The sequence below is a fragment of the Peribacillus sp. SIMBA_075 genome (assembly GCF_046534585.1).
Genome location: NZ_JAWRYN010000002.1, coordinates 108,977 through 134,562, shown reverse-complemented (window position 1 = coordinate 134,562; position 25,586 = coordinate 108,977). Strand labels below are relative to the sequence as shown.

24 protein-coding genes and 2 pseudogenes are annotated in these 25,586 nt (G+C 40.2%); 5 read left to right on the top strand and 21 right to left on the bottom strand.

Features of this window, described 5'->3' with window-relative positions:
* Window positions 1-212: 212 nt before the first annotated feature.
* The 12 genes and pseudogenes from SB775_RS02390 to SB775_RS02335 all read right to left on the bottom strand — a co-directional run bounded on the left by SB775_RS02390 (window position 213) and on the right by SB775_RS02335 (window position 14,177).
* On the bottom strand, window positions 213-1,697 hold the full coding sequence (locus SB775_RS02390; RefSeq protein WP_410860412.1) for a sodium:solute symporter family protein: 1,485 nt from the start codon (window positions 1,695-1,697) through the stop codon (window positions 213-215).
* Window positions 1,694-1,888, bottom strand: coding sequence for a DUF3311 domain-containing protein (locus SB775_RS02385; protein ID WP_410860411.1), 195 nt, complete (start codon window positions 1,886-1,888; stop codon window positions 1,694-1,696). Before SB775_RS02385 ends, SB775_RS02390 begins: the two co-directional genes overlap by 4 nt.
* A gap of 252 nt (window positions 1,889-2,140) precedes the next feature.
* Window positions 2,141-3,565, bottom strand: a complete 1,425-nt coding sequence (locus SB775_RS02380; RefSeq protein WP_410860410.1) for an amino acid permease — start codon at window positions 3,563-3,565, stop codon at window positions 2,141-2,143.
* Window positions 3,566-3,634: 69 nt separating this feature from the next.
* Entirely contained in the window at window positions 3,635-4,810 is a 1,176-nt protein-coding gene (locus SB775_RS02375) for a Glu/Leu/Phe/Val family dehydrogenase (RefSeq protein ID WP_410860409.1), read from the bottom strand.
* 877 nt (window positions 4,811-5,687) lie between these two features.
* A complete protein-coding gene (locus SB775_RS02370; RefSeq protein WP_410860408.1) occupies window positions 5,688-7,160 on the bottom strand; it encodes an aldehyde dehydrogenase family protein in 1,473 nt (490 codons plus the stop codon).
* Window positions 7,157-7,309 carry a hypothetical protein gene (locus SB775_RS02365; RefSeq protein ID WP_410860406.1) on the bottom strand — a complete coding sequence of 51 codons (153 nt, stop codon included), beginning with the start codon at window positions 7,307-7,309 and terminating at the stop codon, window positions 7,157-7,159. Before SB775_RS02365 ends, SB775_RS02370 begins: the two co-directional genes overlap by 4 nt.
* 344 nt (window positions 7,310-7,653) lie before the next feature.
* Complete coding sequence (locus SB775_RS02360; RefSeq protein ID WP_410860405.1) at window positions 7,654-8,814, bottom strand: M20 family metallopeptidase; 1,161 nt, start codon at window positions 8,812-8,814, stop codon at window positions 7,654-7,656.
* Between the two features lie 75 nt (window positions 8,815-8,889).
* A complete protein-coding gene (locus SB775_RS02355) occupies window positions 8,890-9,405 on the bottom strand; it encodes a hypothetical protein (protein WP_410860403.1) in 516 nt (171 codons plus the stop codon).
* Window positions 9,406-9,504: 99 nt separating this feature from the next.
* Complete coding sequence (locus SB775_RS02350) at window positions 9,505-11,178, bottom strand: thiamine pyrophosphate-binding protein (RefSeq protein ID WP_410860401.1); 1,674 nt, start codon at window positions 11,176-11,178, stop codon at window positions 9,505-9,507.
* 471 nt (window positions 11,179-11,649) lie between these two features.
* The gene (locus tag SB775_RS02345) at window positions 11,650-12,699 is read right to left on the bottom strand and encodes an aromatic ring-hydroxylating oxygenase subunit alpha (protein WP_410860400.1); all 1,050 of its coding nucleotides are present in this window, start codon (window positions 12,697-12,699) and stop codon (window positions 11,650-11,652) included.
* Window positions 12,700-12,840: 141 nt separating this feature from the next.
* Window positions 12,841-13,124: pseudogene (locus SB775_RS02340) on the bottom strand (ferredoxin).
* A gap of 27 nt (window positions 13,125-13,151) precedes the next feature.
* Window positions 13,152-14,177 carry an NAD(P)/FAD-dependent oxidoreductase gene (locus SB775_RS02335; RefSeq protein ID WP_410860398.1) on the bottom strand — a complete coding sequence of 342 codons (1,026 nt, stop codon included), beginning with the start codon at window positions 14,175-14,177 and terminating at the stop codon, window positions 13,152-13,154.
* A gap of 286 nt (window positions 14,178-14,463) precedes the next feature.
* On the opposite strand from SB775_RS02335, the gene SB775_RS02330 reads away from it, so the two are divergent.
* Complete coding sequence (locus SB775_RS02330; protein ID WP_410860397.1) at window positions 14,464-15,834, top strand: sigma-54 interaction domain-containing protein; 1,371 nt, start codon at window positions 14,464-14,466, stop codon at window positions 15,832-15,834.
* Between the two features lie 144 nt (window positions 15,835-15,978).
* A complete protein-coding gene (locus SB775_RS02325) occupies window positions 15,979-16,056 on the top strand; it encodes a helix-turn-helix domain-containing protein (RefSeq protein WP_252432727.1) in 78 nt (25 codons plus the stop codon).
* A 72-nt stretch (window positions 16,057-16,128) separates the two neighbouring features.
* On the opposite strand, the pseudogene SB775_RS02320 reads toward SB775_RS02325, so the two are convergent.
* Window positions 16,129-16,781: pseudogene (locus SB775_RS02320) on the bottom strand (IS6 family transposase).
* Window positions 16,782-16,893: 112 nt separating this feature from the next.
* On the opposite strand from SB775_RS02320, the gene SB775_RS02315 reads away from it, so the two are divergent.
* Complete coding sequence (locus SB775_RS02315) at window positions 16,894-17,319, top strand: Ohr family peroxiredoxin (protein ID WP_410860396.1); 426 nt, start codon at window positions 16,894-16,896, stop codon at window positions 17,317-17,319.
* Window positions 17,320-17,361: 42 nt separating this feature from the next.
* Here SB775_RS02315 and SB775_RS02310 read toward each other — a convergent pair whose 3' ends face one another.
* Both SB775_RS02310 and SB775_RS02305 read right to left on the bottom strand, forming a co-directional pair.
* Window positions 17,362-17,790 carry a MarR family winged helix-turn-helix transcriptional regulator gene (locus tag SB775_RS02310; RefSeq protein ID WP_410860395.1) on the bottom strand — a complete coding sequence of 143 codons (429 nt, stop codon included), beginning with the start codon at window positions 17,788-17,790 and terminating at the stop codon, window positions 17,362-17,364.
* A gap of 164 nt (window positions 17,791-17,954) precedes the next feature.
* Window positions 17,955-18,215 carry a YqkE family protein gene (locus SB775_RS02305; protein ID WP_061463949.1) on the bottom strand — a complete coding sequence of 87 codons (261 nt, stop codon included), beginning with the start codon at window positions 18,213-18,215 and terminating at the stop codon, window positions 17,955-17,957.
* Between the two features lie 132 nt (window positions 18,216-18,347).
* On the opposite strand from SB775_RS02305, the gene SB775_RS02300 reads away from it, so the two are divergent.
* Window positions 18,348-19,247: an alpha/beta hydrolase gene (locus SB775_RS02300; protein ID WP_410860394.1), complete on the top strand. Its 900-nt coding sequence runs from the start codon at window positions 18,348-18,350 to the stop codon at window positions 19,245-19,247.
* A gap of 40 nt (window positions 19,248-19,287) precedes the next feature.
* Here SB775_RS02300 and SB775_RS02295 read toward each other — a convergent pair whose 3' ends face one another.
* From SB775_RS02295 to SB775_RS02285, 3 genes are all read right to left on the bottom strand, one after another.
* A complete protein-coding gene (locus SB775_RS02295; RefSeq protein WP_089361456.1) occupies window positions 19,288-19,611 on the bottom strand; it encodes an iron-sulfur cluster biosynthesis family protein in 324 nt (107 codons plus the stop codon).
* 204 nt (window positions 19,612-19,815) lie between these two features.
* Window positions 19,816-20,148, bottom strand: a complete 333-nt coding sequence (locus SB775_RS02290; protein ID WP_284470273.1) for a YolD-like family protein — start codon at window positions 20,146-20,148, stop codon at window positions 19,816-19,818.
* A 26-nt stretch (window positions 20,149-20,174) separates the two neighbouring features.
* Entirely contained in the window at window positions 20,175-21,434 is a 1,260-nt protein-coding gene (locus tag SB775_RS02285; protein WP_410860393.1) for a Y-family DNA polymerase, read from the bottom strand.
* 413 nt (window positions 21,435-21,847) lie between these two features.
* On the opposite strand from SB775_RS02285, the gene SB775_RS02280 reads away from it, so the two are divergent.
* Complete coding sequence (locus SB775_RS02280) at window positions 21,848-22,507, top strand: C40 family peptidase (protein ID WP_410860392.1); 660 nt, start codon at window positions 21,848-21,850, stop codon at window positions 22,505-22,507.
* 93 nt (window positions 22,508-22,600) lie between these two features.
* Here SB775_RS02280 and SB775_RS02275 read toward each other — a convergent pair whose 3' ends face one another.
* The 3 genes from SB775_RS02275 to SB775_RS02265 all read right to left on the bottom strand — a co-directional run bounded on the left by SB775_RS02275 (window position 22,601) and on the right by SB775_RS02265 (window position 25,068).
* The gene (locus SB775_RS02275; protein WP_410860391.1) at window positions 22,601-23,128 is read right to left on the bottom strand and encodes a hypothetical protein; all 528 of its coding nucleotides are present in this window, start codon (window positions 23,126-23,128) and stop codon (window positions 22,601-22,603) included.
* A gap of 156 nt (window positions 23,129-23,284) precedes the next feature.
* Window positions 23,285-24,100, bottom strand: coding sequence for an SDR family NAD(P)-dependent oxidoreductase (locus tag SB775_RS02270; RefSeq protein ID WP_061463956.1), 816 nt, complete (start codon window positions 24,098-24,100; stop codon window positions 23,285-23,287).
* The gene (locus tag SB775_RS02265; protein ID WP_061463957.1) at window positions 24,100-25,068 is read right to left on the bottom strand and encodes an MBL fold metallo-hydrolase; all 969 of its coding nucleotides are present in this window, start codon (window positions 25,066-25,068) and stop codon (window positions 24,100-24,102) included. Before SB775_RS02265 ends, SB775_RS02270 begins: the two co-directional genes overlap by 1 nt.
* Window positions 25,069-25,586 lie beyond the last annotated feature (518 nt).

Here is a 25,586-nt window from a genome sequence, read left to right as displayed (position 1 = left end):
TTTCGATAGATCCCCTATTTCAATCTGCCCTCAGAGTATCAAAACGGTCCTATCTCTTTCGTTCATCTAAAGCAACCTATACTATGTGGTTTGAAATCCTGCGAATAAGCGAGTATTCGAGAGCATTGTCTATTAATGTAATTTAAATAACGCATCCTTCAATATCCCCCTTGAATTTCCTATTATTCTTTTTCGCTCTTTACTTCATACAATTATCCAACTAGATTTTTCGTATTCGTGTCTTCCTCCACTGTGGAACCTTGTTTTCTTGTTATGGCACTGACAACTAACGTTACAACAATATTGATAATTAATACGGCTAATCCGATATCTAAATCCTTGATTACTTGTGGAAGGGAGGGGAAAAATGTTGCAAGTGACGTTTCTGTAATAGTTAAATATACGACGATCATAATACTGACAATCATTCCGGAAAAAGCCCCCTGAACGGTAACAGGATTCCTTTTCCAAAGACTAAAAATCAGTGCAGGAGATAACTGTGCCATAAAACTATAAGACAAGAGATATAGCGTAAGAATGTTGTTTCCGCCATTGAATGTAAAGTAAAGTGCCACCAAAGCAATGACAGGCACCAACATTTTGCTCAACTTTACCAACTGTTGATCAGTTGTGTTTGGTTTCCATACTTTATAGATGTTTTTAGAAAGAATCGTTGCAGTTGCCGTCAATATTAATGAACTTGGGATAAGAGCGGCCATTGCTCCAGCTGCCCCAATCACACCAACAAACCAAGGATCAAAAGACATTTTAGCCATTTTAAACACGGCTAAATCTGCATCTGTACCATTTAAATCTGGAACTTGAATAATAGCGGAAAAGCCGATAAGCAAGGAAAAAACAATAATGATCTGATAAATGGGCATTACCCCCGCATTCACACGCAGTGATTTAGCACTTTTAGCCGAGAACACCCCCGCTAGCATATGTGGAAACATGTAAAAGCCTAGTGCAGTCATGATCGTTGCAGAAACAAACCATGATATACTCAACCCTTGTTCAGGGAATAGTAAAAATTCACTTTTTTCCGTATTGATTGCTTCAAACATCGGACGTATTCCGTCGTAATAATGAAAAGGAAAATAAAATCCCATAAAGACGATCACAGCCAGGATCAGAATATCTTTAATAATCGCTGTCCATGCGGCCCCATGCATCCCTGATATCGTTACATAAATTGTGACGGCAATCACCCCTACCACTATCGCCATGTTGGGAGAAATCGAACCATAGGATGCTTGGGATACAATAATTCCTAACCCTTTTAACTGCATCACCAAATACGGGATAATGGCAATAACACTTATTATTGCTACTAGAACCCCGAGAGCCGGGCTATTATACTTTTTTTCATAGAAGTCTGATTGGGAGAGGACATTATTTTTCTTCGCAAACTTCCAAATGGGTGGCAACAACCAGTAAGCGATTACAAAATAGAAGCAATTAAAAGCGTATAGGGCTGTGGGCATACCAGATCTATAGACACCACCACTTGCTCCTAGAAAAGTATAAGTAGTAAACATCTCACCCGCTAGCAAAAAGAACAGCAATATACTTCCAAAACCCCGTCCCCCGACAGACCACTGTTCCATATTCATTTCTTTCCCTTTACCAGCCTGTAGTCCTAACCATATACACAAAACTAGGAAAAAGAGTATTACTAGAAGGGCTGCATTCATAATTCTTCTTCCTCCTTATTTGAGGGATCCAGTTTATTAGCAATGATCAAAAACAAAGATGTCAGACAAACCCAGCATATAGCCCAAAAAAGGACAAATGGCAATCCAAGTACATAGGGTTCCACTCGATTAACCACAATAAGTGAACCCAAGGCAGGTATAATAGTTAATATAAAAATCTTCTTTTTCATCTTCCATCTCCTCATTTAGAATACGTACATGTATATATGGTTGTTGTATCTTACAATTCAAAACAGGTTAGTGGATGTATGGATGGGAAATGGCCCTATAATAATCTGAATATTCAATCGGTATTAAGTGCAATGATTAAATAGAAATATCACGACCGAGAAGAATTGGGAGAGCAGGCATTAATGTTATGTGCCTATTAAGTTTCTTTATTTCATTCCCCTAAAAGTTCTTCAGATGATCCTGAAAATCTATTATACTGTTTTATTGGGTTGCCCATTTGTTAGGATAGTAGCATCGATATTCTTTCTGGTAAATTTAAAATAGTAAAAGACATAACAAGCTACAACGAAGCCGAATCCTATATACAGTGATGTCTGTTGTTTCGGATCGAAAGCGGTAAACACGACTATACCTACGCACATGATGAGGCAACCAATTGGAACTAGAGGGAAGAAAGGAACCTTAAATTTTAAATCCTCCAACTTTCCACCAGACGCAATATACTGTTTGCGGAATTTATACTGTGCTAACGCAATCGCCATCCACGTAACCAACCCTCCAACACCACTGATAGCAAGCAGCACTACAAATAATGTTTCCTCTGCCATGACACTAGTAAGCAAGGACAGCAAGGCAAAGACGAGAGTCACGAGTAAGGCGTTCATAGGTATTCCGCGTGTGTTTACCTTTCCGAATAATCGTGGAGCCTGCCCGCTTTGTGAAAGTGAGAAAAGGATTCTCGTACAAGCAAACAAACCTGTATTTCCCACGGAAAGAATTGCTGTTAAAATAACGAAGTTCATAATATCAGCTGCATAAGGAATACCGATCATATCGAATACAGTTACAAACGGGCTTTCGAGTATACCCGCTTTTTTCCACGGAACAATTGCTGATAAGACAAAAGTTGCTAGTACATAGAAAATTAAAATACGGATGACGATACTCCGGATTGCTCTTGGGATACTCTTTTCGGGATCCTCTGTCTCACCTGCTGCAACTCCCAAAATTTCCGAACCCATAAACGCATAGACGACTGTCATCATCGATATAAACACACCAATGAATCCCGTTGGAAATAATCCGTCACCAATAAAGTTTGAAAATAGCGGGGCAGATTGTCCCTTTATAGGAACCAATCCGAACACCGCTGCTCCGCCAATCACGATAAAAAAGAGTACAGCAATTACTTTAATTGCAGAGAACCAATATTCCGTCTCCGCAAAGCTTCTTGTTGTCAAAGCGTTTATACCGAATAAAAGCAAGGCGAAAACTGTACACCACACCCATACTGGTACATTTGGAAACCATCTGGCCATCAGTAAACTAGCCGCAATAAACTCTAGCCCTACGTAAATAGCCCAGCTCAACCAGTAAGTCCAGCCGATCATAAACCCAGAGGCGGGGCCGATAAAGCGCTCTGCATGGGCTTGAAATGAACCCGAGACCGGCATCACTACGGATAGTTCTCCGAGACAAACCATGACCATGTACATAAGTAAGCCCCCGACCAAATAGGCAGTAATGGCCCCTACAGGTCCGGCTTCACCGATTGCATACCCGGACCCTAGGAAAAGACCAGTTCCAATGACTCCACCTATGGAAAGCATAAATAAATGTCTACTTTTCATCGAACGTTTTAATTCTTTTGGTTGACTCCCTTGTACCGACTTCATCCAATCCCCACCGTTTCTTCTATCAGAATGAAATATTTAGGAGAAATTATTATCCGTTTTATTAACTGCTTATCGAGTAGCTACCTTTTTGGACGGATCCTCAAACTCTAATAAATCGCTGACTTCCGGTTTGAAAATTTCATTAGCAACGTCTCGCTGATACCTGTTTTGTTTCTTTGCTTCCGAAAATAGTTGATAGGTATTTTTTCGGCATAGCTTTTCAATATCATCAATCACAGCCTGCGGATCCGGTTTGACCAGTCCAAAAATAACTGCGTCATAAAATCTTATGGCACCTAGGTTCGCAACAAAATCATTGACGATGTCAATTCCCATTTGTTTGATGATTTCGTCTCCTTCGGAAGAGATCGGAATATTAGCAGCTTCAACAATCAAGCTTCCTTTTACGGTACCAGCATTAGAATGGTTAATAACGTCCTCTAATGCACATGGGATAAGAATATCGCAGTCCACATTAAGCCAGTCCGAGTTGGGCCTTACAGTATAGTTCGGTTCAAAATAGTCTTGATCCATTTCTCCGTATACATTCTTATGGTCAATGAGCTTTTGAACATCTAATCCTTCTTCACATGTGACTAACAAGTTCGCATCCGAAATTCCGACGACTTTATAACCTAATTGAGACAATTTCAATGCGCAACTTGCACCTACACAACCGAAGCCTTGGATGACAACCCTCGCACCGTCTTTACCATTTTTAAATTTCCAAGCTTCATCTGCCGAAAATGCAACACCATATCCTGTGACAACATCATTTAAAAGCAATCCGTCAATTCTTGTTTTCATTAGCTCATCAAAATCCTTTATCCCTTGAAGGACAGCAGGATCTTGTTTCATTGACTTCGTCAGAGGGATATCTATGCCGAATTCGTTAAAGACTTTAAGTACATCTTCATATTTAGTACCTAGATCACTTCCCAAAGATACGCCGATATCAATATAAGGCATCATTGCAATTAAAAATCTTCTTAATACGGCATATGCATCCGGAGCTTTGTAATCATAAGAAATACCTGCTTTACATCCGCCAGTCGTTCCGCTGTCACAAGCTACATACTTATAAGCCATGGCCTCGGCCAATCTTTTAACCTCTTCTTTTGTAACTGACGGATGCATTCTCGTACCGCCGCCTGTATAGCCTTTCATGAAGTTATGAACAACAAGCCAACCTTGTGCATCTGTTTTCGTATCATTCCACTCTACAACTAAATATGGTTTAGACATTCCAATACCCCCTAAAGATTTAGTCTTTCACTGCTTCTATTACTATCGTAAAACCTACACGCAAGCCTCATGTAGACACTTGCTTTAAGATAAAATTTCGAGATTGCTATTCTAAACAAACAAGAGACCCGGAATATCCACCGGTTTCGATGTCCAAAAATGCACTTCTTAATATGTCTTAAATCGTTCATACTCACTATGAAAATGTTGTTAATTAATAAGATATCATGGAACTTAAGCTGAAGTTTGCAATCATAATGATTGTATTTTTTAGAATCCAGGCAGCAAATTCATGTATCACCCCCTCTATATGTAAATTCATAGCGGCTCTTCTTTCGCTTCTAAAAAACTTCATGTTTTGATCGGGTACGACTCCCTCATATTTTTTTAGCAAACCATGGTCGCGCCCACATTTTCACATAGAGATTCTTCACCCTGTCCTTTTTAAGCGCTTTCAAAAAGAAGGAAGTCCATCGATTAGTCTTGCCGCCATCTCATTCCCCAAAAAAACTCCCTCTTATAGTTTAGATACTTGCAAAATTCATCCAAACTTTTTTGTATACAAAACCGGATACCGATAAGGTTTATAAAAGTGAAAGTGAGTGCAATTGTGTTCATAGAGTGCCTGCAAACTCACCCGCACGTGTTCAATCCAAAAGAAAAGATGAATTACCTGGCCTCGAAAAAAACTATTTCAGTACTAATCCTTGGGAGTTCCATAATAACGTTGAAACTTCCACAATGGCCTCTTCCATTTAAAAGTAAGGTGACGTCTCAGCTATTTTTGGGATTATCGATTATTATAGTAAACCCCAACATTAAAGTCTCTTGTATGAAAAACTTGCAGAAGATTCCCTGCAAGCTTTTCGTTAATCTTCTATTCAAACCAATGAATCGGCTTCGGAGATAGATTAATGTTAATCTGTTTCGTTTCCTGGTATTCACCCAAACCATACGTACCAAGGCTTCTGCCGATCCCACTTTGTTTATAGCCGCCCCATGGGGCTTGAATATTCGTAAGGTGGTAGGCGTTCACCCATGTGATGCCAGCCCGGACTTTTTTGATAACACGCAAGGCTTTGTTTTGATCTGTAGAGAATACAGCACCCGCAAGTCCAAATTCTGTGTCATTGGCAATCTTGATTGCCTCTTCTTCATTTTTGAATTTCTGAATGGTGACTACAGGACCGAAGATTTCTTCTCTGACAATCCGCATATCACTTGTTACATGAGTGAAGACGGTAGGTTCAATGAAAAATCCTTTTTCTAAACCGTCTTTCTTGATTCGATTGCCGCCCAGAGCAAGGTTTGCACCTTCTACTTTTCCAATCCGAATGTAGTCTAGTATGCTCTCGAAGTGCTTTTCGCTGACAATGGCTCCCATCTGGGATTGCTTGTCATTTCCGGGACCAACTCTTATCCCTTTTGCTTTTTCTACATACTTTTCCACAAATTCATCATAAATCCCCTCTTGGACAAGAATGCGGCTTCCCGAAGAGCAAACTTGCCCAGAACCCATGAAAATGCCAAATAAGGAGTAATCGACGGCTGTTTCCAAATCTGCATCATCAAAGATAATGTTCGGAGATTTTCCTCCCAGCTCAAGGGACACTTTTTTCATATTGCCTGTTGCGGCCTGCATGATATGGCGACCGACCCCTGTGCTTCCAGTAAAGGAAACAACGTCCACATCATCGCTTTCAGCAATCGTCTGGCCAACAACCGATCCAGATCCCATAAGGAGGTTAGCTACTCCCTTTGGTAAATCGGACTCATCAATCAGCTCAAACACTTTTACCGCTGTCATCGGAGTAATTTCTGCCGGTTTTAAAAGAATGCTATTACCTGCTGCCAAAGCTGGAGCAATCTTCCAAACACTCATCAATAAAGGGAAATTCCAAGGAACAATCAATCCCGCAACACCTATCGGTTCCTTTACGATCAATGTCTGCATATCCCCGGAGGTTTCATACGTTTGGCCATTAGGCGTATTAAGTAGACCTGCATAATAACGAAATGTACTAGCGGCCTCTTCAGCATCCGACCGTGCTTCTCTTCTCGTTTTTCCGTTATTTTGTACTTCCAACTCTGTTAACTCATCAATGTTTTCCTGCAATTTATCAGCAATCTGAAGTAAAACCGCCGCTCTTTCTTGCGGAGAACGGTCAGACCAGACACCACTTTCAAATGTTCTCTTCGCTATTTTGATTGTTTCTTCTGTTTCTTCTTTTGTTGCTTTCGCGGCTCTAGCAATGACTTCCTGTGTAGCAGGATTAATGATATTAAGTTTTTCCGGGTCACTTGATTCTACCCATTGCCCATTTATATATTGTTTCAATTCTTTTGTCATAACTTTGCTTCCTCCCCACTTGTCAGCTTCCAGTCTAGCAAATGCGAAATCAAGACTGTGTTGCTGATGATGACAGTCATACACCCTTGATTTGCAGCACTTAAATAATTCAATCCTGCGATTCCGAGCAACAAATTCAATCTGGCCAATTATATCCACACTCTACAACATAGCCGCATTCCGGAAAGTGATCCATTTACAGTGCTTTAACAATTCACACCACTGTTTTCTACAGTTTTTTCAATGATAATTTATGCAAATTTCATGCCAACTTCATTCTTCAATAAAAGCTGATAATGATAAGCTTTCATTCATAAGGTTGAGTACGCTCATACTCAAAGAGGCTCTTTTAAACTCACCTGGTAGTAATCGATGACTTTGGTTGGCTTATTGCAATCAAATGTAAGCGCTCTATTAAAATAATAAACACTACACAATCTTTTGATAGGCTTGCTGGAGATAGCTATTCTTATCACGATCAAAAGCGAAAAAACTATTTACTCTTTTTAAATTCTTTCTTAATATTTTCCAATAAGTCTTTATCTGTAAAAACATCGTATCCCGTATAAGCTAATGCTAGTGCACCATTAACAAGTGCTCGACTGCCTTCTTCTGATACTGTTCTATCAGCAAATTCCTGGGTATGTAATACTAACTCTGTATCATTCAATCCAATAAATGGATGAATTGCTGGTACGACACGACTTACATTTCCCATATCAATAGATGCATTACTATGTTCAGCAGTTAGAACCGGTTGAACGATGATTTCTTGTAAATTTTTAGTGAAAGCTTGGGATAGATATTGATTTGTAACCATATTATCGTAGCTTATTTGATAATTTGATATTTCAAGCTCAGAACCTGTCATAAGGGCAGCACCATTTGCGATATTTTTTATTTTTTTTACAATTTCATCTAATGTGGAACGTTGTTTTGCTCTAATATAAAATTGAGCGACTGCTAAATATGGAACAATATTCGCGGCTTGACCACCCTCAGAAATAATCCCGTGCACACGAACATCTGTCGGCAAATGCTCTCGAAGTGCATTTATACCATTAAAAAGTTGGATAACACTATCCAGTGCATTAATTCCATGTTCAGGAGCCGTTGCTGCATGTGATGCTTTTCCTTTATATTTGAATTGAAGTGCATCTACCGCCAAAGTTGTTCCACTTTCAACGGATACATTATTAGGATGGAGAATCATCGCAACATCTACACTTTCGAATACTCCTTCTTGACTCATCGGAACTTTGGCACCATTCGTTTCCTCTGCCGGAGTACCTAATACGACAACACTTCCTCCTACTTCACTTATCAGCTTGCTAAGAATAATACCAGCGCCCACACTCATCGTGCCGATCAAATTATGTCCGCACCCATGGCCAATTTCAGGCAAAGCATCATATTCTGCTAAAAAGGCTATTGTAGGACCATCTTTTTCACCTTTAAATTCAGCTTTAAAAGAAGTTGGACGGTCAACCAATCCTGTTTCAATCCGAAAATCGTGTTCAGACAATAAGTTTGTCAGTAGTTGCATTGATTCAAATTCCTTGTCACCGAGTTCAGGGTTTCTGTACATCTGATCACTGATTTCCCATAATTTTGACTTTATTTTATCTAATTCATGTTTAAGTGTATCTTTCACTATTAACATCACCTTCCTTATATTTCAGATTATGTTTTCTAAATATATTGTTTGTTACAAGAATACTCCCGCTTCCTAAAATGGTCCATAATTGATCAATTGGGCTATTATTAAGAAAATTACTCCGACACTCACTATGAGAAGGAAATAAGGAAAAACCCATCTAATCCATGTTACATACGGAATACCCGCAATAGTTAAGACACCCAATAGTAATCCTCCTGTAGGTAAGGTGATATTTGACACTACATCCTCCATTCGGAAAGCGAGTACTGTTGTTTGTCTCGTTAATCCCACCATATCTCCCACTGACCTGACAATTGGCATAGTTAAAGCTGCTTGCCCACTGCCAGAAGGAACTAAAAAGTTAAGAGATAACTGAACAAAGAATAACCCGATTGCATTCAACGCTGGCGGGAGGATTCCAGGTAATCCCATCCATAGAAAAAGAGCGAGTTCCGCAATTCCTTGAGCAACTCCTACATTATATGGGTTGGTAATACCTGTTAGGAACCCAGCCATCGCTCCAAGATATACCATTGCATAACCAGTCATTGCATCGTAACCAAGCGCAATTGCCATCGGAATCATAATTCCAATATGGTAAATTGATGGCCATATTACTTCATATGGCCATCCAATCTATCTAACTTTTAATAGACACATAGGCTCTGGTTAATCAGCTAAAACTTATCCGTGATTGGGACGGAAAGATGCGATGTATTCCTCCGAATCTTTGTATTCCAATACTCCTACTGCTTCTACATCTACTACAACCATATAAGGTTTCTTGCTTGCGATTGCATTCGCTAACCCTTCCTTGAACTCATCGACCGAGCGTACTTTCTCTGATTCGAAGCCCATAGATTTTGCCATCATGACGAAGTCTGGGTTTTTCAAGTCTACAGCTGTACGTCTGCCATAAGCTGCTTCTTGGTAGTATCTTAAGATTCCATATCCGCCATCGTCGAATAATAGAACGATAATCGGCGTATCTTCTTGAATCGCAGTGATCATCTCACCAGCATTCACCATGAATCCGCCGTCTCCTGCAATAAGAACGACAGGCTTTTCTGGTTGACCAATTTGGGCACCGATTGCCATTGGCAAGCCTTGTCCGATACCTCCGCCGGTCATGTAGAGGTAATTTCTTGGTTCATAAATGTCGAACAATTTATTTCCCCAAGTGTATCCAGGAATGGTTACGTCAGTCACCAAGATCGTATTCTCAGGCAGCTGTTCACGCATGATATCTGCAACTTCTCCGTAAGGCCCAATTTGGCTACGAAGGTCATCACGAACTGCTTGACGGGCAGACTTCACTTCATCTACAAAAGCTGCATCTGGATTAATCTCCTTATTTTTTAAAGCACTGTTAATCTCGTGTAAAACTGCTTTGGCATCTCCTACCAGTGTATACAATGTATCAAAATTGCGGTTAAATGCATTTGGATTCAAATCGATATTAATGTGATTTTCAGGTACTGGGAGCGTCCAGCTATACGTTTCACTACCGCGGAAACGGACCCCGATACTAATGAGTAAATCTGATTTTTTCAATAGTTCCTCCATTTGAGGTGTAACCGCAAAGTTGCCGATGCAAAGCGGATGATTTTCAGGGATAGACCCTTTTCCGGATTCACTTGTAACGACAGCAGGCTGAATTAGATCTACCAACGCTTGGAGTTCCTCGGATGCTCCCGAAGCAATAACTCCATTTCCTGCCCAGATGACCGGTCTTTTTGCAGTGGCAATTTTTTCAACCACATCAGTTGGAATGTTGATTTTCACTTCTGGATTTTGAACGGTTTCCACATCGATTAATTGATTTTGCGGAATAATTTGCGCTTGGAAATTTGTTGGAATGGAAATAGTTACCGGCCCTGTAGGAACAGACAGTGCCTCTTTGATCGCTTTGCGCATAAAGGGTGTGATTTGCTTTGGACGCTTCAACAAATAAGCTGTTTTGTTCGCGCCCTCCATCATTTTTAACTGGTCTTTAGCTTCGTGGATATAACGTTGATCCGTTCCAATATAATTAGAATCCGCTTCCCCCGTAATGTGCAATAACGGAGTCCCGGAGTTCCATGTTTCTGTCAATGAACCTGCACCGTTCCCTGCCCCAGCACCAGTACTTGTTAATACAACGCCCAATTTCCCTGTAGCACGCGCATAGGCATCAGCCATGTTGACCGCTCCACTTTCACCGCGGGAAGTGACCATGCGGATGCTTCCTTCACGCAGCATCGCGTCATAAATCGGCATATTGTGGATACTAACGATCCCGTATACTACGTCCACTTCTGCTTGTACAAGCTCTTTTACGATTGCATCTGCAACTGTGAATTCTGTTTGATTGTTCATGGTAATATCCTCCCAAAATGTCTAATAGTATTTCTAAGAAGCTTACTCCGTTAGTTTAAAGGAAAATCCAATCCGGTTACTCCATCCTGAATTCTCCGGTTTAAATAACAAATCCCCACTGTCTTACGGAGATTTCCCTTAAAGCCTTCTCTTTCAATCCCTGAAACAAATGGTCCTCTTCCTGACTCCTTCAACTTTTTCATTTTTTTTGTACTAAACTTACGTCATATGTAATGACAAAGTTAATGACCAAAATGACTAAACCTGTATCGAAGTCCTTGATTTATGCCCAAAGCTTCTAAATAATGTGACCATTGTCGTATCAGTAACGATGAGCACCCCTGAAGGCATTCTTGCCATTCGGAGTGCTTAAGCTTTGTGCCCCTGGTACCTGAAGACGGATAATCACTTATTCCTGAGATTTTTTGCTTTCTTTAAAAAAGAAGGAGTTCCGCTATCTAGTTCCTTCTTTCACTCACCATTGATGGCGTTTTCATAAAGGCCGTGGAAAAATTTGATTGCATACTCAGTCGGAGAATACACTCCGTATTTGAAGGCATTCGTGTGGAAACCTTTTTGCAATAACTCCACAAGGTCGAAATCTTCTTTTCTGACCTGATCCACGAATCGAATCAGTTCTTTCTGCTCCTCATTAATTTCATCTGATTTAAAGTAGTAGCTATAGATAGCCAGCGATTTATCCGGAGTCAGCGGCAAAATTTGGCTTGTCGTCATATTTCCGGCTTCTCCAGGATAGATGCTCACCATCAAGTTCGGCCATACCCAATAGAAATTGGCGTGCTCCTCTTGATCTTCATTTGTTTTGTTGGTCAGTTTGGAATATTGACATGAAAAATTGTCATACAAATCAATGTGGTAATTTTTCATATCGAAGGTTTTTGAAAACTCAGGGTGTGCAATCGTACAATGGTCACACTCCAGGTAGTTATCAACAACCGCTTTCCAGTTGGCATCAATGACTCTTTGTGTTACGCGAACTTTTTTCAAGGAATCCAAGAACGTGTATTTTTCCAAGTTGGCCATCAATTCTCCATATGTTTCCGCCATCGGCCTTGCCTCTGGGTTCAAATTTATGAAGATCAATGACTGGAATACTTCAAGCTTCACTTGTGTCATGCAGCTATGGTTGCCTAATTCATTTGTATCAAAGTTTGGTGCCCTATTCAATTTTCCGTTCAATTGAAATGTCCAGCCGTGATAAGAACACATGAAAACCTTTTTATTCCCTTGTTCACTTTTTTCCACTTTCGATCCTCTATGAGGACAAATATTGTAAAAAGCATTCAATTCATTATTTTTATCTCTGCTGATGATTAATGGCTGATCTGCTATATCAAAAGTGAAGAAGTCTCCAACTTTTTCCACTTGGCTTGTATGTCCGGCTAAAATCCAGTTGTTTTGGAAGATTTTTTTCTTTTCCTCTTCAAATATTTGCGGGTTCACATAATTACCGTATGGAAGAGTGTGTTCCAAGGTCTGATTTGTTGGTAACTTTTTCATTTTTTCCATTCCCCCTTCTATCATTCAAATCCCTGAAAATGTTTTCTCCTAAAATTCATTGCAAATTTCATGCCAACTACTTTTTTATATAAAAGCCGATATTGACGAGGTTTTAAAAAATGAAAGCGAGTTCATTAGCGTTCAGAGTGTGTACCTAAACTCACTCACTGGCACTAAACTGCTTCGTCTTTTAAAGAAGCTGCAAAACGGTTCTTCTTCCACTTTGATTGAGTTTGTAGGGCAGCCATCGCAGGCATCCTCCAATCATCAACAAGATCTTCCGAGACTGGCATGGTTCCTTCATTAAAATTCAAAAGGCTAAAAGAAATTCCTCTTTCATCATAATCAAGGATATCAGGAGCCACTGCCCCGCAGGCTCCGCATCCAATGCAAGTATCCCGGTCTACTTTTACATATAATGCCATCGATAGCCCCTCCTGTTAAAAATTACTTTAAACTAATGATTTTTCTTTCTTCGTTTCTTTTTCTTCCATTAATGTTGTACTGTGCACCGTATGCAATTTAGTTTTCGGATCCAAATACACTTTTGCGTTGCTGACAGCAATTGGTGCTTCGCCAAAACCGGTCGCTATCAATTTCACTTTTCCTTCATATGTGCAAATGTCACCAACTGCATAAATACCTTCTATGTTCGTTTCCATTTTGGAATTCACTGCAATCGAGTTTTTCTCGAATTCCAATCCCCAATCTTTAATTGGTCCAAGTGAAGAAATAAAGCCGTAATTTACGAGTACATCGTCAACATCCATTTCGATTGTTTCGTCATATTTCGCATGTTTGACTATCACTTTTTCTACTTCCTCATCTCCGACAAGTTCAACCGGAACATATGGAGTCAATATCTCCACCTTCGACCGATTTAATAAATCTACACTGTGCTCATGGGCACGGAATTGATCTCTGCGGTGAACGATGGTTACTTTTTCTGTGATCGGCTCCAACATCAACACCCAGTCAACTGCCGAATCTCCTCCGCCAAACACGGACACTTTTTTGCCTTCAAACTGCGCTAAGTTTTGAACGGAATAATGTAGATTCGTTTCTTCGAATTTGTCTTCCCCTTCAAGCTTCAGCTTGCGTGGTTGGAAAGCACCGTTTCCTGCGGTAATAATGATTGTTTTCGAATAGTGAACTTCCTTATCTGTTTCAATGGTGAAAATGCCTTCTTTATCTTTTTCCACATGCTCAACCGATTGTCCGAGACAGGTTTGAACTTCGAACTGATTCATTTGTTCAACCAGGTTGTTGATGAGTTCTTGTGCCTTCACTTTTGGGAATCCAGCAACATCATAAATAAACTTCTCGGGATAAAGAGCCGATAATTGCCCACCTAACTGTGGTAAACTCTCAATAATTTTCACGGTTGCTTGGCGCATGCCTGCATAAAAAGCAGTGTATAATCCCGCCGGCCCTCCGCCAATAATGGTAATATCTACAACCTCACGATGGTCTCCCATTTAAGTGCCCTCCTTCATCTATTTACAGTTCAAAATATTTCAACTATTATTAAGTGCAAAGTAATAAGATTCTATCGGCATAACGAATCATTATATGTAAGCGCACACACAACCTCCCACTCTTATTACTGTACTCTATAATACTTGCAATAACCGTGCCAACTTTTAAAGAGCGGCGAAACCACATGTTGATTCACTAAATCGCCCAACATTCATTTTTTTTGAACGTTCTTGTACTCAATTGAGTTCTCTCAAACTCACATTATGTTTTTCAGGAGGTCACAACATGATTCTATCCAACTTTTTAACCAATTTCGATTTGGATATGGAAACGCTTATTAAAATTTTGGATTATTCTTCTGATGAAATTTTTGTTTTGGATAAGAATATGAAAATTATTTATGTAAATGATGCCTGTAAGAAGCATTACGGTTTAAATAAGGAAGAAGTTATAGGGAAATCAAGCTTGGAATTAGTCGATAAAGGCTATTGGTATCCCTCAATTTTTCCCGATATATTGGAAAGAAAAGAGCCGATTATGATTAAACAAACCACTGTCCTCGGTGCAGAGCTGCTCACTTCTGCTATCCCTATTTTAAATGAAAAGAAGGAAGTGGAATTGGTTGTTACAACCGCAAGGGAATTACAAAGCTATAAAATGCTGAAGGTAAAAGAAAAGGATTCAGATCAAAGTAAAGAAACGGAAGACCCATTCGCCAGCATCATCACTAATAATGAAAAAATGAAAAATGTACTGAAGTTTGCCAAGAAGGTAGCGGCTGCAAACTCTACTATATTAATTCTTGGTGAGTCCGGAACAGGTAAAAGCGTTTTGGCCCAATATGTCCACGAAAACGGTAGCAGAAAGAACGGTCCCTTTTTAACAATCAACTGTGCAGCCATTCCAGCCGAATTAATGGAGTCCGAGCTTTTTGGCTATACACCAGGAGCTTTTACCAATGCAAACCGATCCGGAAAAAAAGGGCTACTAGAAAGTGTTGATGGAGGTACACTATTTCTTGATGAAATTGGGGACATGCCTTTATCTCTTCAGGCCAAAATACTGCAAGTCATACAAGAGAAAAAATTCATTCCTATTGGTGGAAATAAAGAAAAGGTGGTGGATATCCGTATTATTGCCGCGACCAATAAAGACTTGAACGAAATGGTGGCAAATAAAACGTTTCGGGAGGATTTATATTACAGGCTGAATGTAGTGGATATCACAATGCTTCCCCTTCGAGAACGACAGGAAGATATCAGCCCACTCACTTATTATTTCTTATATAAATTTAACCGAAAAAATGAAATGAACAAATTAATTTCGAAAGATTGCCTCCAATGGCTGACCTATTATGCCTGGCCCGGAAACGTAAGGCAATTAGAAAACCTCATTGAAAGGCTTGTCATTACAAGCGATGAGGTCATCGGTATCGATGACCTACCCGAAGGAATTTATAACCATAACCAGCAGAAGATTGGAAAAAATGCCTCCACTTCCCTCAATGAGGCTATAGAATTGGCAAAAAAGGAGATGGTTCTTACATCTTACAAACTGAATCGAAGCTCCAGGCGCGTCGCCAAGGATTTACAAATCAGCCAAACACATGCAGCCAAATTGATCAGAGAGTATTGTCAGGACTTGCAAGAGGATTGAACAGCCAGGCAGATGTTACGAAGCTTAGCTTGTTGTCTGGGGTAATGAAATATAAGCTACGGATACGATTCAAAAGCACTCGGCTTCCTTAACTTCGTGGAGATTTAATTTCTAAAACATTTTTATTTATTGGATTTAGTTTCGATGATCCAAATTAAAGACGTCGCAGAAAAATGGGGTTTATCTCGAACAACGATTTATCGGTATTTAGAAAAACAGTAAAATGAAGAAATCCGGTTCTGGTGCAAAAAAACAATAGAGACATAGAAGATACATGGCTTGTTTAATGCCAGATTATGATGCAATTCCAAACAACTTATGTATGAATTTGACTTCATTTTGGACAGACTTCACCCGTTGGTAAAGTTGTCCTTTTTTCATCATATGCATCGCTTCAATGCCACTCAATATAGAAGTGCTGTTTCATACGACTTGAATCCAAACATAGAACGCACACGTTTCTTAATGAAACGATGATTTTGTTTCACTATATTGTTAAGGTACCATATTGGTCTGATTTTAACGCCTTCAGGCATCATCTTTTCCTTTTTAACTGCTCAATGGCTAAAGGATACGCTCGATTTTTATCAACCGTAACGACATGTGGTGTTGTAGAATGACAAACAGCCAAGGCTTTTTTGAAAAAGCGCTTGGCTGCTTTGGTATCTCTTGATTTACTTAAATAAAGGTCAATTGTATTTCCTTCAGAATCCACAGCACGATATAGATACATCCATTGGCCTTAGACTTTGATACGTTTCATCGACTCTCCAGGAGTCATTTGTTGGCTTAAGATGACTCCATACTCTTTCATCTAATTCAGGCCCGTATTGATGAACCCAACACATACTGGTTGTGTGAGCCATGGATAAGCCGTGTTCCTCCATCATTTCCATCAAATCACGAAAACTAAGGCTGTACCGTAGGTACCATCTAACCGTTTCCAAATCACTTTAACTTCATACCAACGTTTTTAACTTTTTCATTGGACATCCCAAAATTAATATTGTACAATTCAGTTGCACACAATTTAAAGGTAAAAAGATAGGAGAAAAAATGATGACAAAAACATTATTTACAACGTCTGTAACAGTTGATGGCGGAAGAGAAGGAACGGCAATTTCTGCTGACGGCAACTTCACGGTTGATATTGCGATGCCTGGAACACCTAGGGCTGAACAGATGCCTGAAGCATCTAATCCGGAACAGCTTTTTGCAGCTGGATATGCTGCATGTTTTGATAGTGCTTTACAATCAGTTGGTAAAATTGAACGCGTTTCTTTCGATTCCAAAGTCACTGCAAGCGTCAGTCTTTTGATGGGTGAGATGCATCAGTACAGCTTGGCTGTAACTTTGGCTGTGAAGGGATCCGGGATTGATAAAGAAACATTTGAGGCCATTGTTCATAAAGCGCATCAAATGTGTCCTTATTCAAAAGCAATCAACGGCAATGTGGACGTCGCCTTTGAAATAGATGTAGATTAAAATCCGACAAAAAGACGCTTGCGGTTACCAAGCGTCTTTTTGCTACAATTCCTGTAATGTTTTCAATAGTTGGATCAGCGAAGCTTTCAAATCTTCAACCACCCTCTTATCCTCACCCGATATAGCCGAAATGCGATCGGGAATGAAACAGGCCTCTTCCTGTAAACCAAGTCCCTTTTCCGTCAACTTAATCATGACAGACCGTTCATCTTCAATGGAACGTTCACGGACAATCAAGCCATTCTGCTCCATTCGTTTCAACATGGGGGTAAGCGTTCCTGAGTCGAGGGCAAGCAGCTCCCCTAGCTTTTTTACTGTAAGTGTATCCTGTTCCCATAGTAGAAGAAGAACGAGATATTGAGGATATGTCACTTCGAGTTTATCAAGCAGAGGTTTATATTTCTTCGTCATTTCCCTTGAACTTGCATAAAGAAGGAAACATAATTGATTTTCCAATATTTTACTTTCCATCACATCACCAGCTAGTAGTAGTCCATCCGATATGAATGCATATCGAACTTACCTTAAATATAATCGTTATGCTTTATAAAATAAAGGAATATCAGTAAGGGGTGTTCCCATATCCTTTTAGAATGGTTCTTCCTGTGGATGGGCTACACTGCCCCCTTTTTTCTTTATTTATAGTTCTTCCAGTTCATATCGCTTTCACCCAATAGCTCCTCGAATGATTTGTTCTTCTCCCGCTGCTTTCTTTCTTCGCGTTTTCTTTCTTCCTCTGCTGCCCTTTTCTCCTGTTCAGCCTCATTCAGTTCCTTTTGCTTTTGACGAAGCTGGGACATGATATCTTGATTGATCATATCACCAAGTTTCAATGATGATGAATCTTTATCTTGGTTTTTGCTTTGATTTTGATTTCGCGGCTGCTTCTTTTTCATCCTTAAAACCTCCTGGCCATTTATTTGAAATTATTATATCACGACTGTCGTTTTCCTCGTTATGGTTTTCAAACAGTGTTTTCCCATTTCCCTCATGGTAAAATAAAGAAAATCAACCGAGGAGGACCCTTCATGAAAAAATGGTGGTTTGCAATAGCTGGAATCCTAACCTATATCATCGGCGTCGGCATTTATTTTTCCAATCGGATCATGTACATGAAAAAGAAGGAAACCGATTATATCCAGAATCGTGAAATCATGGCTAAACGTCTGATCAGGGAGGATTTTGATAATCTGCCTAAAACGGAAATTTGGGTACCCTCACCATCCGGATATTCCTTGAAATGCTTGTTCATCGAACCGCATGAAACCAATAAATGGGTGGTCATTTCTCATGGTGTGACGGAAAACAAAGTCAATTCGATTAAGTACATGAATATTTTTCTTAAGCGCGGCTTCAACGCCATCATTTATGACCACCGGCGGCACGGGGATTCTGGTGGCAAGACGAGCAGTTATGGACATTATGAAAAATTCGACCTGAAGGCCGTAATCGATGAATTGAAAAGACGTAAAGGTTCCGATCTTCATATTGGCATTCATGGAGAATCCATGGGGGCCGTAACCCTGCTTTTATATGCCGGAATGCTTGAAGATGGTGCTGATTTTTACATTGCCGACTGTCCATTTTCAAATTTCGAGGATCAGATCAAACACCAGCTCAAGCTTGAAATCCCATTTCCCTCTTGGACCGTGTTTCCGCTTGGGCGTACGTTCATCAAACTCCGTGATGGATATTGGACAAATGAAGTGTCCCCCATCGATTATATGAAAAACATCCGAAACCCTGTGCTCTTCATCCATAGTGAAAACGACAGCTTCATTCCCGCTTCCATGACAGCGGAATTATATGCAGCAAAAGAGGGCCCAAAGCAGCTGTACATCGCTAAAAAAGGGGCCCACGCTCAATCTTATAATGAAAATCCAAAAGAATATGAAGATCAAATCGATCAGTTTCTCAAATTTGTCTGAACAGAAAAACAGAGGGTATCCACGATTCCCTCTTTTCTAGTTAGATTTTATTAAAATAGCTCATCCTCGGATTTAAGATTTGATTCGGACTTTTTAATTGAAAGCTGTTCGCTTCCGGAACAAAGTCTATTTTCATGACTTCATCCAGAAAAATCATTTTTGATTTCTCAACATATAGGGGAATTCCGTTCGTTTCCGCTTTTTCGGTACCTTCTTCAGGTTCGTTGACCAGCCATAGCGCGGTCACACCACTTACCACGCAGCCACAGCCATCAGTATCATATTTCAACTGTAAATATCCTTCTTTTCCCTGAACCTTATCGGCTATTTTCTCAGCGGCTCTTTCCGTCCATTCAATATACATGATCCATGCCTCCCGATATCTTTGCATTCCCCTATTATAAACGATAAAAATGTTTCTGTTAATGATACTGCTTCCTTCTGCAAGATCGCCCAGATTATCTTTTGCCCCGATGATCCCCTTTCACCAAGAAGAAAATACATTAAAAAGAACCGATATCGTTTCGAATATGAAAGGCTGTCCCTTGGGGAACAGCCCTTCCGCTCATCATTCCATTATCCTTACATCCGCTATATCGGAAAGCTTGATATAGTGAGCCTGCTGAAAGCGATCGACGATATGAAGCTTTTGGGTGAGCTCATTATAATAATGGATCCTGCCGATTAACAGCTGATACCGGTTTCCTTCATAATGAGCGATCGTGACATCCTTTCTTTCCTCCATCGCTTCCCCCATTACCACATTCATTTCTTCCAGTTGCTGCTCATCAAGGATGCGCTTCGTTTCATGGCCATCCTCCACCACCCAATCCCGGAGCATCTTCACATGCTCCGGCAACATCATCGATGTCCATTTGATACGGCCGCGATCACGAATCATTCTTTTCCCTCCCTTCAAAGTCGACCTTACGCCTTATGCCCACCAAGCAGCCTGCTTCGGTAAACGGCTGTACCCGCTTCCGTATACGAAACTGCACGCAATAACGATTTGGGTCCATATTTATGGCGGATTCGATCAACCGTGTAACTCAATTCCCGCTTTTTCCAGCGCGAAGCATCAAATAAAGTCAGCTGCATTTCGTTATCATCCACAATATTCGAGAGTGTGACCGCTATGCTCCGAACCGTTTTTTGCTTATAGTTCTCATGAAAAAGCTCCAGGCAAACTTTATATAACTCCATCGTAATGTTAGTCGGTTCACTAATCGAACGCGAACGATGGAAGCCTCCGCCAAACTCATCCTTGCTGTAACCAATGCTTAAGCTGACCGTCCTTCCTGCCTTGCGGTGGGTGCGTGCCCTTCTTCCAACCTCTTCGCAAATTTCCAGCATGACCTGCTTGACCTCATGCTCCTCCTTATAATCCCTTAGCAGGATTTGACTTTTGCCAAAGCTGACTTGCCCTTCGATGATTGTTGCCCCCATATCCGATAAATCGATTCCCCACGCATGGTGGTAAAGCTGATTGCCCATAATTCCGAACTTCGCTTCAAGTAATTCAAGATCATAATTGGCAAGCTGCCCGACCGTGAATATGCCCATTCCATGAAGGGTTTTTTCTACGCGCCTGCCGATTCCCCACATTTCACGAAGCGGGGCAATCGGCCAAAGTTTGTTCGGCACATCCTCATACTTCCATTCCGCAATCCCTTTATGCTTGGCTTCCAAATCAAGGCAAAGTTTTGCCATAAGCATGTTCGGACCAATTCCAATGGCACAGGGGAGCTGTAATTCCCGTTCGATTTCATCTTTTATCTTTTCAGCTATCACCTGGGCATCTCCCCATAAAGAAGCGGCACCATCGACTTTCACAAAACTTTCGTCCACACTATACACGTGAATCGCTTCTTTGGGCACATAACGGTTGAACAAGCGGGTGATTTCCGTCGAGACCCTTAAATAGGTCGCCATTTTGGGTTCAACGACGACAATCCTTGGATCATTCGGAATCTCAAACCTCCGCGAACCTGTCTTGATGCCAAATTCCTTCTTCATCTTTGGGGAAGCCGCAAGCACAACGCTCCCCGTCCTCTTCAAATCACCAACCACCGCCAGATAACAATCGAGTGGGTCCAGACCAAGCATGACCGCTGAACAGCTTGCATAAAAACTTTTCATATCGATACACATAATTGATTGTTTCGGCATTGACCCATAGTCCATCATTTCTTCACCCTAACAAGAATATACGTTCGCTTTTATTATATTCATAACTTTAACCGAATATACGTTCTTGTTCAATGGAAGTTTTCATACAATTTTCTACTTTTTAATGCAATTTCCTTTAAAAATATAACAAACCCTAAAAATGGATTAAATAACAATTTTAAACTGATTATCCATATAGTTTTTTAAAAACAGATCAATTAGGATCTTGAATAATCTCGAATGAATCAAAAGGCTTAGTTTTTTAAATCCCCCTCACTGCTTTCAACAGTCTTTCGTCCCTTTAATTTCAGTCTTACTACTCATTTTTTGTAATGAAACTGTAACCAAAATTATGTCTAATTGTCATAATGGTATTGTAGGATAATATTGTTAAGAATAAAAGAGAGATAGATAGAGAGGAAATGAACATTATGAAGAAATGGATCGCTTCAGCTGCTGTTGCATCTGCCATGATGCTAACCCCACTGCAAGCCTTTGCAAATATCGGAGATCAAACCCTCAGACCCGGAATGACACATAGCGATGTCAAACAACTACAACAACTTTTAAAAACCAAAGGTTATTTCACATATTCAGGTTCACTGACTACATATTACGGCACGTATTCCACATCTGCAGTAAAAAAATTCCAAAAAGCTAAAGGATTAACTGCCGACGGAATTGCTGGCCGAGGCACATTTAATGCGCTTGGTGTTTATAATGTCAATAATACAAGCCTAATCAGCTATGCAAAAACCTTAATCGGCAAACCCTACAAATGGGGCGGGACAACACCAACTGGATTCGACTGTTCAGGCTACATTTATTATGTATTCCAGAAATCACAAGGAATTACCTTACCACGTACAACATCATTGCTCTATTCAAATACAGGGTTAAAAGTATCTTCACCATCTAAAGGTGATCTTGTATTCTTTGATACTTCTTCTGGAAGAACAGGAGTATCACATGTTGGGATCTATATCGGAAATGGTCAATTCATTAGTGCTACATCTTCAAAAGGAATAGCCATCGCGGATATGGATAATACTTATTGGAAACCAAGATATTTAGGTGCGAAAACTTTATAAAATCCAGGACGTGAGCTCATTCTTGTGAGCGGATTCCCATAAAATAACCGGACAGAATTCATAAATGATTCAGTCCGGTTTTATTCATTTCTTTTATTTTATATATAGTATTTCATCCGTTAAATCCTCAACTGTCACCATGAATGAAAAATCTAAGTTGGAACGATTCATCATTTCGATATTATATACATGTTCTGAGGGCAAATGGCTGACCTCGAGAATCATGAATCGCTGACTTTCCGCTTTGCTGACATGATCGAGGGCAGCAGTGACCGCCCTTTGTTCGGCTAAGCTTTTTGCATCCGTCAAAACAAGAATCAATTCCGCTTCCGCTTTCCCAGGAAATGTTTTCTTGACCCCGCCCCGGTGCCATGGTTTCACTTTCATCCCGATTTCCAGGTCAGCATAATCGAGATCATTCCCATGTTGATCTTGAATATATGTATCATTGGTCACCTTGTAGTACGTCCCTTTAATCAAAATCCGTTTATCGTCAAGATCCGTAATGAAACCTTTTTCCCCCTTATCAATGGCCTCATGCATATTCCTATCAGAAGATTGACAGCTAGCCAGAATAAAGGCAACAATTATATATATATAAAGGTTTACGATCATCTTCATGAAAATCCCTCCTAAAAAATAGACGGTTTTCCCAATGAAACAGTTACCAATTTATTCAAATTTTTTTCAAACAAAGGGGGAATGTCATTAGACATTCCCCTTTTGTTTTATCTATTGCTGACCTTATTCGCCTTGTAGCGCTATAGAAAGTCTGGCCTACTTTTTGAAGAATGCTTTTTTCCCTAAAGATTCGGTTATCTTTGGAAACATGTTATACCATTTCCCAGCTAAATTCATCCAGCCAGGGAGATTGATTTCCCTCTTATTGGTCAGCATCGCTGCTACGATTTTGGTCGCGACATCTTCAGGGTTAAGCATGAATTTTTCAACATTCTTTAAATATGTCCCTGATTCATCCGCAATGTTAAAGAAATTCGTTTCTATGGGCCCAGGATTGACGGTGGTCACAAAAACATGATCTTCCATTAGCTCGAGCCGAAGTGCGTTTGAATAGCCAAGAACTGCGAACTTGGTCGAAGAATACAATGTTGATTTAGGAGTGGCAATTTTACCGGCCTGTGAAGCGATATTGATGATATGCCCCGATTTTCTCCGCTTCATATACGGAAGAACCAGCTTTGTGCAGGCCATTAATCCAATGACGTTAACAGCAAACATTGCTTTCGTTTCATTTAATTCCGTATCCTGGGCTTCTTTAAACGTGCCGAAACCGGCATTATTGACCAATACATCCACTTCACCTATTTGTTCATGGATGTCATTGAATACCCTTGTCACCTGATCAGTATCTGCAACGTCAAGCTTATAGGCATATGCGTCAATCCCATATTGGTTGATTAGTTCATTCTTTAGCTGTTGTAATTTATCCAGGCTTCTGGCCAAGAGGACGAGACGGCCTCCCTGCTTTGCACTTTGGATTGCAACTTCCTTGCCAATCCCTCCGGAAGCACCGGTAATAACAATAACTTTCCCTTGTAACTTATTCAAAAAAGTGAGCCTCCTTGAGAACATTAAGCGATTGAATACAGAATGACCCCTGATTGGATTTCTGTTTCGACTTCACCCAAATCTTCTAAATAATCCAGCTGACCAACCGTTTCCGAAAGTGTCAGGCCCACTTCCTGAAGGTAAACTTTCGGAAAAAGCTGCTGACACACTTCAAAGACCGATAAAGGTTTATCTTGAAGCATGCTTTTCACCTGCATGGCCCGGTTATGCTGCCGCTCGAATCTATATTGAATCAAGTCAGCAACCGCATCTCCTTCCACTTCAGTTCCATGTCCAGAGTATACAGTGGATATGGAAAAATCCAATAATTTCTGAAGTGATGCATTATATTGCAGTAACGGACGAGGCCTCTTACCGCCCAGAAGTAAAGGCGGTTCCATTAAAGGATTAGGTGAAATCTTAGCAAGCAAGTGATCACCCGCGATCATGACACCGTCACTTTCCCTGTAAAAGGATAAATGGCTTTGCGCATGCCCTGGAGTCTCGATCGCTTTCCAGCCTGGAAGACCAGGAAGCTCATCCCCCTCAGCCAAATATCCATGCAGCTTCCGTTGACTAAGGAAGCTGATTTCATCGCGGTTATGGATCAGTTTATTTTTCAGCTCTTCTGCCACTCCAAACTTCGTGGCATAATCAAGAAAAAAACGATTATGGGTTTCAAGGAACTCATCACTGATAGTCAGCCAGCGCTGATTGTTTTTATGTCCATAAACAGGGATATCCTTTTCAAAGAAATCGAGTGCACCTGCATGATCAGGATGATGATGGGTTAAAATGATTTGTTCGATATCAGTCAATTCCAGACCCAAATCACCAAGTCCATTAGTCAAGGCTTCCTTTGATCGTTTTGTTTTAACTCCAGTATCAATTAGCGTTAAAGCATCCCCTTTAACAACATAAACATTTACATCGCCCACTGCAAATGGCGTGGGCAATGCAAGTTTTGCGATATCTCCATTCCAATTCGCCATAATCTTTTCCACCTTAGAAATTATATTTATATAAATCTTTTTATACGCTAGACAGAATTTTTAGTACACTTATCAATAAAATGTAGGTATAATTACCATTTTACATGTATTTTTAATCACTGTCATTATTTTCACATAATTCATGTCTATTTTTTGTCGTCCATGCATATATTATCATTGACAGAGTACTGATATATCCTTCATAATCACAAGTAATTAAAGACGGATGGCTTTGATTAAGGCCAAGTAAATTTATTGATGGCGTAAAGAGAGTGAAGCTCGGAATGTGCTGAAAGGCTTCATCGCCCCCTCATTATTGAACCTACCTTATGAGCCTTCAGGAAAACCTGACGTAATTCCCGCGTTAGAGGAATCAAGTGCAGCTTTTCTGTTTATTTGTTATGGAAAAGTTGAACAAAGGTGGTACCACGGAAGCTAGACCTTTCGTCCTTTATTGGATGAGGGGTCTTTTTGTTTTTAAAAAAAGACCGAAAATTTAAAAGAAAAAGGAGCGAGAA

What these genes read in the sequence shown, in the direction of transcription:
- SB775_RS02390 (WP_410860412.1), bottom strand. Translation starts at nt 1,697, where the DNA reads ATGAATGCAGCCCTTCTAGTAATACTCTTTTTCCTAGTTTTGTGTATA.
- SB775_RS02385 (WP_410860411.1), bottom strand. Translation starts at nt 1,888, where the DNA reads ATGAAAAAGAAGATTTTTATATTAACTATTATACCTGCCTTGGGTTCA.
- SB775_RS02380 (WP_410860410.1), bottom strand. Translation starts at nt 3,565, where the DNA reads ATGAAGTCGGTACAAGGGAGTCAACCAAAAGAATTAAAACGTTCGATG.
- SB775_RS02375 (WP_410860409.1), bottom strand. Translation starts at nt 4,810, where the DNA reads ATGTCTAAACCATATTTAGTTGTAGAGTGGAATGATACGAAAACAGAT.
- SB775_RS02370 (WP_410860408.1), bottom strand. Translation starts at nt 7,160, where the DNA reads ATGACAAAAGAATTGAAACAATATATAAATGGGCAATGGGTAGAATCA.
- SB775_RS02355 (WP_410860403.1), bottom strand. Translation starts at nt 9,405, where the DNA reads ATGATTCCGATGGCAATTGCGCTTGGTTACGATGCAATGACTGGTTAT.
- SB775_RS02350 (WP_410860401.1), bottom strand. Translation starts at nt 11,178, where the DNA reads ATGAACAATCAAACAGAATTCACAGTTGCAGATGCAATCGTAAAAGAG.
- SB775_RS02345 (WP_410860400.1), bottom strand. Translation starts at nt 12,699, where the DNA reads ATGAAAAAGTTACCAACAAATCAGACCTTGGAACACACTCTTCCATAC.
- SB775_RS02335 (WP_410860398.1), bottom strand. Translation starts at nt 14,177, where the DNA reads ATGGGAGACCATCGTGAGGTTGTAGATATTACCATTATTGGCGGAGGG.
- SB775_RS02330 (WP_410860397.1), top strand. Translation starts at nt 14,464, where the DNA reads ATGATTCTATCCAACTTTTTAACCAATTTCGATTTGGATATGGAAACG.
- SB775_RS02325 (WP_252432727.1), top strand. Translation starts at nt 15,979, where the DNA reads ATGATCCAAATTAAAGACGTCGCAGAAAAATGGGGTTTATCTCGAACA.
- SB775_RS02315 (WP_410860396.1), top strand. Translation starts at nt 16,894, where the DNA reads ATGACAAAAACATTATTTACAACGTCTGTAACAGTTGATGGCGGAAGA.
- SB775_RS02310 (WP_410860395.1), bottom strand. Translation starts at nt 17,790, where the DNA reads ATGGAAAGTAAAATATTGGAAAATCAATTATGTTTCCTTCTTTATGCA.
- SB775_RS02305 (WP_061463949.1), bottom strand. Translation starts at nt 18,215, where the DNA reads ATGAAAAAGAAGCAGCCGCGAAATCAAAATCAAAGCAAAAACCAAGAT.
- SB775_RS02300 (WP_410860394.1), top strand. Translation starts at nt 18,348, where the DNA reads ATGAAAAAATGGTGGTTTGCAATAGCTGGAATCCTAACCTATATCATC.
- SB775_RS02295 (WP_089361456.1), bottom strand. Translation starts at nt 19,611, where the DNA reads ATGTATATTGAATGGACGGAAAGAGCCGCTGAGAAAATAGCCGATAAG.
- SB775_RS02290 (WP_284470273.1), bottom strand. Translation starts at nt 20,148, where the DNA reads ATGATTCGTGATCGCGGCCGTATCAAATGGACATCGATGATGTTGCCG.
- SB775_RS02285 (WP_410860393.1), bottom strand. Translation starts at nt 21,434, where the DNA reads ATGATGGACTATGGGTCAATGCCGAAACAATCAATTATGTGTATCGAT.
- SB775_RS02280 (WP_410860392.1), top strand. Translation starts at nt 21,848, where the DNA reads ATGAAGAAATGGATCGCTTCAGCTGCTGTTGCATCTGCCATGATGCTA.
- SB775_RS02275 (WP_410860391.1), bottom strand. Translation starts at nt 23,128, where the DNA reads ATGAAGATGATCGTAAACCTTTATATATATATAATTGTTGCCTTTATT.
- SB775_RS02270 (WP_061463956.1), bottom strand. Translation starts at nt 24,100, where the DNA reads ATGTTCTCAAGGAGGCTCACTTTTTTGAATAAGTTACAAGGGAAAGTT.
- SB775_RS02265 (WP_061463957.1), bottom strand. Translation starts at nt 25,068, where the DNA reads ATGGCGAATTGGAATGGAGATATCGCAAAACTTGCATTGCCCACGCCA.